A 9,948-nucleotide genomic window follows, 5' to 3' on the forward strand; every position below is an offset into this window, starting at 1 on the left:
CCACGGGCGGCGCTTTCTTATCTTCCATTACCAATACGTCCGAAGGGCATACCTTCACACATACTCCACAGCTAACACACTTGGTCTCCTCTATCACAACTGACATTTGTTCCTCCAATCAGCTCGCTGGTCTTTATCTTAACTCTGTCCTATCACTCTCCAGCTGGCAACTGGTTTTCCTGCTTTTTTATTCACTACCAGCAGTTTTTCCAGCATTCTGTTAGCATATGGGTAATCGGCACGGCGGTGCGCCTCTCTTGACTCCCTTCTCTCCAGAGCCGCTGTCATTATCAGCTCGCCCAAGTCTATGATATTGAGCACCTCAATACAACGCATCAGCTCATGCTGGTTTCGCGCGACGAGTGTCTTGTGCACCTTATCCTTTAATCTCGTCAGATACATCAGGCCTGCCGTCAAGGATTTTTCCGAACGGAGACTGCCGCAATAGTCTTCCATCAGTTGCTGCAGGGCAATGTTGCTCTCCTGCCAGTCGGGACCTGTCTTCCTTGTGAGAATTTCCTCAAGAAAACCAATCCTTTCTGAGACATACTCCTTCACACCTTCCAATCCCTGCAGTTTTGCATTGCTGGAATATTTGCTCGCGCTCTCCCCGGCAATCCAGCCGAATACCGCCGCCCCGGATATTCCTCCGGTAAATTCATCCCCGGCAGCATAGAGCCCCCTCAAGGAGGTTTCACCCTTCTGATTGTATAAAACCCCGCCTCTGGGTGTAAGTTCATAGGTTCCGAACTCAAAGACGTTGTTTCTAAAATCCAATCCTTCCTTGTCCATTTCGTCTAATATGGCCCGGAAACCCTCATTTTTCATCCAGTGAACCATATACGCATATTCATCATCTGTCAGTCCTTTGCAGTCCATGTAAATAGGGCCCTTGCCCTGTCTGGCATAATCGGCAAATATACCCTGATACACATCCACGATTGGATCTCCATACTTCGTGTCCGGCCTGGAAACAAAGGGTCCTACCGCCTTGCCGTCTCCGTCGCGGCATACGCCTACCCATGTTGCTTTTCCTGCTCTTGCCAGATATTTGGGGCCACAGCGGTACATTTCCAGTTCAAGACTGGCAAGGTCGGCGCCTGCCCGATACGCCATTGCCCGCCCGTCGCCCACATTGATGGGTGAACGGCGCGTATTGAACATATAGGCGGGGGTGGATGATGGCCATATCCTTGAGGCGCCGCCGGTCCCTAGGATTACTGCCGGCGCTTCGAACACTATCGCCCTGGGGTCTGCTTTATCAATGGCTAAGGCGCCACTGATTATCCCGTTATTGTGCAGTAACTCATAACCAGTGAGGCCTCCCATTATTGTCGCGCCTCGCTGCCTCGCCTGCTCTACGAGGATTTTCTTCTGATCCAGACCGGCATAGTGCAGATGTGTCAGCAGCCCGTCCGGTAAAGCGTGTCCGGCAAATTCCCACTTACCCTGGTACTTCATGGGGATGCCCCAGTTGTCCCAGAGCTTTACTATCTCAAAGGAAGTTTCCAGCCAGGTGCGGATAAAATCCCTGTTTCGCAGTGAACCTTGCTGAGAGTGTTGAAACTCGTTTATATGCGCTTCGATGTCCGGACCGTGAACCTCCGGAATATAGCACTGAAAGTGATCATTCCCCATACCAGAACAGCCGCTCCGGATGGGATTGCCGGCCTTGTCGATGATAATTACCTTGGCTCCGAGCTCGCTGGCCCGAATTCCGGCCATGAGCCCCGCTATTCCGGCGCCTATGCACAATACATCTGCTTTGATTGTCTGCTGTTCCATGAATGTTACTCCTTTTGCCAAGATACTGCTTTTAATATATCTATCCGCTGCGGTCAGCAAGCTTACTGGGGCTTTTACCGCAACATTCTGAAATATATTGAAATATGACAGTCTGTTTCATCATGCCGATCAAAGTTGAGCTTTTTTCTTAATTAATAGCTTTTCGGGAGCGCCATTCGAAGAAAATAATCGGGAACCCCAGGCACAAGCCAATAGCATCCGTTATAAGCCCGGGAGAAAACAGAAAAAGGCCTCCCGTGATGATGAAAGCCCTTTTCCACGGCTGAAGATTTCGGAACAAAAAGCCCTCGAGTCCTATGGAAAAGAAACATACCCCGATGGTTGCGACTATACAGGCTTGTATTATATCCGCCGGTTTTCCCATCAGAAGAAGGCCCGGTCTATATATAAAGAAAAACGGGACAAGATATGCAGCTATCCCCAGCTTCATGGATTGAACGGCTGTCTGCATCATGTTGGCTCCGGCTATTGAAGCGGCAGCGTAGGCGGCAAGGCATACCGGAGGCGTAAGAAAAGAAAGAACCCCGTAATAGAAAACGAAAAAATGGGCCAGCAGCGGAGGCACCCCCATTGCGGTCAGGGCCGGGGCAACAAGGACGACCATCAGCAGATAGGAGGCAACCACGGTCATTCCCATTCCCAGAATGGTGGCCCCGACGGCCGCAAGGAGGAAGAGCAGGAACATGTTCCCCCCCGCCAGATGGACAAGTACGGAAGAGAAGGTGTAGGCAAGTCCGGTTATACTGAGAACGCCGATAATAATGCCCGCGCCGGCCGCCGCCACTCCAACCTCGAGCAGGGCCCGCCCCGAATCCCTGAATATTGTGACAATCTTCCCCAACGTAAAGCCGGTGCGCTTTGACAATACAAATCCGAGGATCACCGTTACGAAGGCGCTTAAAATCCCGGCAGTCTCAGCCTCCATCCACATGACGAAAAGCGTGTAAACGAGCACCAGAAAGGGAATTGTAAAGGGCCAGTTATCTTTAAGAACCTGTCTCAATTTGGGAAGCTCACTCTCGGGAAAACCGACGAGTTTATCTTTTCCGGCCCTCAGGTCTATCTGGATGAATACGGATAAGTAGTATAAAATTGCGGGGATCACCGCTGCCAGGGCAATGGCTGCATACGGTTCGCCGATGAATGTCGCCATGATGAAAGCGGAAGCTCCCATAATGGGGGGCATGATCTGGCCGCCCGTGCTGGCGACAGCCTCAACTGCGCCGGCAAAGTACGCCTTGTAGCCAGTTTTTTTCATAAGGGGAATGGTGAATACCCCGGTAGTGGCCACATTGGCGACAGCACTGCCGGAGATCATGCCGAAGAGGGCAGATGACAGGACAGCGACTTTTGCCGGCCCGCCCCGGTATTTTCCCAAAAGGGCAAAGGCAAGATCATTGAAAAGCCGGTTGACGCCGACGCTGTTGATAGCCTGTCCAAATAACAGATAAACAAGGACCAGAGAGGCGCTGATCTCCATGGGAAGGCCGATAATCCCCTGAGGGTCCAGGTAGAGATAAACGGCAAGATTGCCATAGCTGATGCTCTTTGTCGCCATATCGCCCGGGAAATAGGAAGAAAAGAGGGCGTAGAACAGGAAAAAAATAATAATAAGAATAAACGGCAGCCCCACGATTCTTCTTGATGCCTCTATCGTGAGAAGCACCGTGCAGACGCCGAGGACAATTCTGTGAGTCATTACAATACCCACATCGACCATGATGGCCTGATAATTTATTGCCACGTAGAGTCCTGCCGCCACGGAGATTATTGCGAAGACAAGATCGTACCACGGCAATCTGTTATCAACGACTTGCGCCTTCCCAGCCGGGGCAATGAGGAAAGCGGAGGCGAGCACTAATCCGAATATGAGGGCGACGTATTGCGACGAATGAATGGTGATATGGAAATAGGAAGGCAGATCCAATACGCCTGTTATCCCTATTATCGGCATCAACGTCAGGATAATGTCAGCAAAGATTTTCGTTATGCCTGTCAATTGCCGAAAGCTGTTTCCGCTCTTCTCTTCCATGTTAACCTCTTCTCCTTACTTTTTTGAAATCTGCAGGGCTAGCTGCCGGTATTCGCATGCCGAAAACCTTGAAAACCGCCCCTTAGTATGAAGATTAGGCTTCGCTTTATGGACATTAAGCGAAGCCTGGACACCCCCGGCGGAAGCCGGGGGCCAGAACAATAAGAGATGACTTAAAATCTCACACCGGCGACGAAAAAATCCTTCTATCAAATCAAAATCGCCGCGTGACCTTTAACGAGGACATCGAGATTACAGTCCTATTTCTTTTTTGCCAGAAGTTCGCTCTGCAGCTTATCCATGTCGGCAGTCCAGACGCCTTTTTCCTTATAAAACTTAATTGCCCCTGGATGGTACGGAATCGTGGCTTCCTTAGATACAAAATTTTCCGTCACCCAGTTTTTGAGAAGCTTGTGAACAGACACGAACTCTTTGGAATTTTCCCAAAGGGCCTTTGTACTTGCATAAGCCGCTTCCTCGGACAGCTTTTCGCCGGCAACGAGATAAATGTCATAACTCCAGAGGTACGATTCTTTTTCAATGCCTGTCTTTCCGGGGCCGGGCTGTACTTTTACCATGTAGCCGGGAAAGAATTTCCTGATCTTTGCTACCGCTTCCTTCGAATTGTTAAGTGTAAGAAAACGGGCGCCTTTTTTGGCGTTAAGCTCATCGATTGTAGGGGTGCCGAGGGTCACGGAGGCAGCATCCGAGCGCCCGTCGGTAATCTTGGACACGCCGTCCGAAGGATTATGAGCAGCGACCGGCACAATGTCTTTCCAGGTCAGATCAACGCTTGCCAGAAGCGCTTCATTTTGGAGCTGAACAGAGGGGATCGGGAAATTGCCTGAAAATCTCTTGCCCTTTAAATCGGACATGGTCTTTATAGGGGAATCTTTTGCCACCACTACGCCAATCGTATTCGGTACGGTGGAGCAGAGGAGACGTACTGAGAATCCCTTGTTGTTGGAAAGCTTTCCGTAAGACGATTCACCCAGATAACCCTTTTCCGCATCCCACATATTGAGGACGCCGAAATCTATATCGCCTCTTTCCATATACGGGAACCAGGCAACAGGACCTACCATGGGCTTGACAATCGCCTTCATTGAGGTATGGTCACTAATTGTCTTTGCTGCGGCAACCCCGATAGTGTGGAGAAAGGCGCCAATGGAGTGGGTCCCGATACTGACTTGCCTAGGAAGCTTATCCTGAGCGCCCGCCGACATGACGAAGAGAGAAAAAGACAGAATGATAGCAACTGATAACACCTTAATACAATATAGCTTCTTCATAATAACCCCCTTTTATTTTCCGTGAAAAGTTACGAGACTATTGAGTCCCTCCATTGATTATTCTTCAACTGCCGGTCAAGACCTTAGGGGACGACGCTCCCACGCCGCGTGGCCAGCGACACATTTCCTCATAGATTAAAGCTGTCTTCAAACTGCCATTTGTCACTTTATCAATAAGTACAAGATGTTGCTTTGATACGCATACACTGTGGCGCCGCTTTTCGGTAATCACGCACTATCAAAAGCCGGCACCCCCCGATAGGTGGCGGCTTGGACAAGCATAATTTCTCTTTATTCGCCAATGCGCCATATTTCTTAATGTGCTGAATCTGCATCTACCTGTATTTGTCTATCCGGGAAAATACAGCCCACCCCCGTGAGGATGCATGTCATAACGGTAATACTTTTTTATATACTGTGAGAGAGGAATTATGGTTTATTATTAAACATCCCGCCCTGAAAAAGTCAAGGCATTTTTTAGTTTAGCCTCTCTAAGACATTGAATGCCAGGAAACAAAGGCCGGAATATTATAACAGTGCGGTCTATCCAATGCGGAAAAGGGTTTAAGAGATTATGCTTGACAAGGTTTGAATTTTTAATTAATCCCCGCTTAAATCCTTGGGGGAAATAATGTTATAGTTTATACTGAATTTATCCCTATTTTCAAGTGTCTAAATAGAACGAAAGGGTGAAAACAATGATTGAGAAGGTGATAAAAAGCACTTGCGGCCTTTGCCAGATCGGCTGCGGCATCTTTGTCCATGTTGACGATAATGATCACGTTGCCAAAATAGCAGGCGACCCGGAAAGCCCGCTGAATCATGGAATGCTGTGTTCCAAGGGGCTGGCGTCTCTGGAATATCTTTACCATCCGGACAGATTAAAGCATCCTTTGAAGCGGCTGGGCAAGCGGGGCGATGGCAAGTGGGCGACGATAAGCTGGAGCGAAGCGCTGGACACGGTGGCAGAGGGCTTGGCAAAGATTAAAAATAAGAACGGTGTTGAGTCAGTAGCTTTCGTCGCCGGAAGTTTCAAAGGCGGGTTTCAAGGGAGGTATCTCCAGCGATTTTCAAATCTCTTTGGTTCTCCAAATAACATCGGACAGGGACATGTTTGCTTTGTTCCCCGGGTCAATGCCTCAAAGATTACCTACGGTTTCTATGCAATTCCTGACTTCGACTACCCACCGGGCAGTATCACGGTTTGGGGTAAGAATCTGCCGGAAAACTTGCACCACGTTGAACAGCGTTTGGCGAAGGCCGTAAAACGCGGTTCCAAACTGATGGTTATAAACCCCAGGGATATCGGGGGCGCCGGCAGCGCCGATATCTGGTTGAAGCCCCGGCCCGGTTCGGATCTGGCCCTTGCTTTAGGGATGATAAACGTAATAATCAATCATGATTGGTATGATAAGGCCTTCGTCAAGGAATGGACGGTGGGTTTTGACGAGCTAAGAGCCCATGTTCGGGATTATACGCCGGAAAGGGTTGCCGACCTTACCTGGGTATCGGCTGAGATGATTACGCAGGCAGCCAAATTCTACGGCCTCAACAAACCCGCCTGCCTGCAGTGGGGCAATGCCATTGACCACGGCGTGAACAGCTTTCAGACCGCGCGGGCTCTTTGCATCCTGAGGGCAATTACCGGAAATCTGGAAATACCAGGAGGAGATCTGCGCTGGCTGCCGCCCCCGGTTGACACTTTGGCGCCAGGCCTTACCCTTCCCGAAAAGGTGCCGCCCGAGATGCGCAAGCGGCGGATTACGCCAATGGACAGGCTGCTCCCTATTGCCCCTTACTCCTTGCCCCAGGACTTAATCAAGGCCATCAGACAGGGAGACCCTTACCCGATTCGCGCCGTCTATGTCCAGGGATGCAATCCGCTGATTACCTACAGCAATGCCCAGGAAACCCGCCAGGCATTCCTTGATCTTGAGTTTTTGGCCGTTACCGATATGTTTATGACGCCGACTGCGGCTTTGGCCGATATCGTACTGCCTGCAGCTACTTATCTGGAGTATGACGGCATTGTGGCGCCAGCCTATTCCATACCAGTAGCCCTGATTCAGCAAAAGGTTACTCGTATCGGTGAGTGCCGTTCTGACTACGAAATACTGCGCGATCTATCTAAAAGGATGGGCTTCGGAGAATACTTCTGGGAAAATGAGGAACAGTGTCTTGACACTATTTTGGCGGCCAGCGGCTTATCTTTTCATGAATTCCGAAAAACAGGGGCGCTTGTCGGCACTAAAGTGTATCGTCATTACAGAACCCAGGGGTTTCCCACTCCCTCCGGCAAGATTGAACTATACTCAAGCCAGCTTAAAGAATGGGGACATGACCCCTTGCCAACCTATCACGAACCACCAGAAACCCCTTATAGCGAACCGGAGCTTGCGAAAGAATACCCGTTACTGTTTACTTCCGGGAAGCGAGGCTGTTATCGCCACTCCAGCGGCAGGCAGATATCCAGTTTGCGGGGAAGCCATCCGGAGCCGATTGTCAATATCCACCCTCAAACCGCCGAAAAACTGGGTATCGCCGACAAAGACTGGGTATATATAGAAACCAGACGCGGACGAATAAAACAAAGGGCCATTTTATCAACCGATATTGACCCTCGCGTAGTGGACGTTGACTATGCCTGGTGGTTTCCTGAAGATGGACCGGCTGCTCTATATGGGTGGGCAAAATCGAATGTGAATATCCTGACTGCCGACCAGCCGCCCTTCAACCTGGAAACAGGGGCAAGCAACTTGCGGGGAATGCTTTGTAAGGTTTACAAGGCAGAGGAATAAAACTCACCATTGTATTCAAAGGCTAACCCGACGCTGTAACTTTTTAATCCAAAAAGGCTGGGGTAATTTTCGCCCCCCGCGGAGCGCCCCCAGCCTTCTGGATCAACAAAACGCAACTGCCGAACAGCAAGATGGCGCCCTGCGGAATTGTTGCCGGAGGCGTCTTCTTTACATTGACAAGTTCCGGAACTGCGTTTATTTGTATATGCCGTATTCCTTTGTGAAATCGATCATCGCCTTGACGTTCTCCGGTTTGGCATCGTCGAAAAATGCCCCGCTGCCCATGATAAAGCCGCCGCCCTTGCCGACATTATCGATAAGATTCCGGCAATAATCCTTCACTTCCTGGGGTGTGCCTACGACCAACAGGGATGAAGGCACATTGCCAAGGATGCACAGAGTGTCGCCGATGATGGGTTTTGCCTTGACCAAATCGGTCTCATCGAACATCCATAAGGTCTTCCCTTTGGGGAGGTCCTTGATTATTTCCAGACGGGTGTTATAGCCTCCTTCCGCAGCAAGCATTGGGATGCATCCTTCTTCGATTAACCCCAGGATGACCCGCTTCAGCGTTGGCCAGTAGAATTTTTCAAACTGCTTCTCGGACATGAAGCCATCTGCGCCCTTGTGCAGCGGCATAAATATGACCGGATTTCCTGTATGCCGCGCCGCACCAACCCCCATATTGATCATAATGGGCGTAATCTTTTCCATGGCTTCGAGAACCTTCTCGGGCCGGCGGTACATATCCGTCATTATCCCCCTGGTGCCTCTGAGGGTGTCTCCGATTATGTCGAAGGGCGCCTTCGTGAACCCACCCAGGATATTCGGGTACCCTGATGACGTCAACTCCCCATTGGCGCCACCCATGGCCATCGCCCATTTCAAGGCCTCCGCCCCCGCCTCAAAGAGGGCCTTATAGGCGGCCTGAACGGGAGGCAGGCCGAAAGGTATAAAATTGTAGGCAACACCATACATCTCAACTATGCCGGGAAGCAGCGGGAGCATTCGCCATGGTTCCAGTACCCCGAATACGCGCGGCAGGTAAACATTACTGAAGAAAAACGAGGGGTCGGTGATCAAAAGATCATACTCCTCCGCCATCATATATTCACCCTCATGGGCCTGGTAGCTGCTTGTAGGCGAAACCCCGTGGCCTGCCCAGGCGTACAGTTTGTAGTCAAGCGTCTCATAAAATTTCCCTGGGCCAGGCGCCGCAGGTCCTATATGCATGTCCGGCTGAAAGTCCAGGATGAATTTTCTGAAGGCGGAAACGCATTTGTCATAGTCATACATTACCTCCTGAATGGTAAACCCGGCATAAGAAAAAGGGAACATGCCGGGGAGCGGACATACCGGCACCCTGTCGGGCTGTTTTCTCAACTGAATGGCATCCTTTATCCTGGTCAATCTTTCTTTATACAACTTCTCAGCTTCAGGGCTTTGGAATTTAACATCTCTCCCTTCAGGGTCCTTCGGCGCCAGCAATTTCTGAAACTGCGCCTCCTGCTTTTCATCTATCGACAGATCCTTCCATTGCTTTTCCATAATTTCCCTCCTGACAGGTTATCTCAAAGCGCTTATGCGGCGCTTGTCCACTCCTTGGCAAGCTTCACCCCGGCCATGGCATCCTTCCCATAGGCATCCGCGCTGGTATATTTTCTTATATCTTCATTGATCTGGCCGCCGCCGATCATGATCTTCACCTTGTCGCGCAGGCCGGCTCCTTGGATGGCGTCAATCGTCGACTTCATCGAGTCATAGGAAAGCGTCAGAAAGCCGCTTAAAGCAACAATCGCTGCGCCGCTCTCTTTGATCTTTTCGATAAACTTCTCCACCGGCACATCCACGCCCAGATCCAAAACCTCAAAGCCGTTGACGTCGAGCATAAAAACAACGATGTCCTTGCCGATGTCATGTATGTCCCCGGCAACCGTGCCGACGATAACCTTCCCCAGCCTTTTCACCTCGGATGCCCCTTTCAGCTTCGGCTTAACCAGATCCGTCACCTCCTTGAGAA

The 9,948-nt window shown here is 50.5% G+C and carries 6 protein-coding genes; 1 reads left to right on the top strand and 5 read right to left on the bottom strand.

Features of this window, described 5'->3' with window-relative positions; all coding sequences use genetic code 11:
- Positions 1–138: 138 nt before the first annotated feature.
- The 3 genes from M0P74_15235 to M0P74_15245 form a co-directional block, all read right to left on the bottom strand.
- Positions 139–1,785, bottom strand: coding sequence for an FAD-binding protein (locus M0P74_15235; protein MCK9364940.1), 1,647 nt, complete (start codon positions 1,783–1,785; stop codon positions 139–141).
- Positions 1,786–1,933: 148 nt separating this feature from the next.
- Positions 1,934–3,838 (bottom strand): TRAP transporter fused permease subunit, encoded by a 1,905-nt coding sequence (locus tag M0P74_15240; protein MCK9364941.1) that lies wholly within the window; start codon positions 3,836–3,838, stop codon positions 1,934–1,936.
- Between the two features lie 260 nt (positions 3,839–4,098).
- On the bottom strand, positions 4,099–5,130 hold the full coding sequence (locus tag M0P74_15245; protein MCK9364942.1) for a TAXI family TRAP transporter solute-binding subunit: 1,032 nt from the start codon (positions 5,128–5,130) through the stop codon (positions 4,099–4,101).
- A 698-nt stretch (positions 5,131–5,828) separates the two neighbouring features.
- On the opposite strand from M0P74_15245, the gene M0P74_15250 reads away from it, so the two are divergent.
- Positions 5,829–7,928, top strand: coding sequence for a molybdopterin-dependent oxidoreductase (locus M0P74_15250; protein MCK9364943.1), 2,100 nt, complete (start codon positions 5,829–5,831; stop codon positions 7,926–7,928).
- A gap of 195 nt (positions 7,929–8,123) precedes the next feature.
- Here the strand turns inward: M0P74_15250 and M0P74_15255 are convergent, their stop codons facing one another.
- On the bottom strand, positions 8,124–9,476 hold the full coding sequence (locus M0P74_15255) for a uroporphyrinogen decarboxylase (GenBank protein MCK9364944.1): 1,353 nt from the start codon (positions 9,474–9,476) through the stop codon (positions 8,124–8,126).
- A 32-nt stretch (positions 9,477–9,508) separates the two neighbouring features.
- On the bottom strand, positions 9,509–9,948 hold a 440-nt coding region (locus tag M0P74_15260), incomplete at its 5' end, for a cobalamin-dependent protein (GenBank protein ID MCK9364945.1).

It is taken from the genome of Syntrophales bacterium, from assembly GCA_023229765.1.
Classification (GTDB): domain Bacteria; phylum Desulfobacterota; class Syntrophia; order Syntrophales; family UBA5619; genus DYTH01.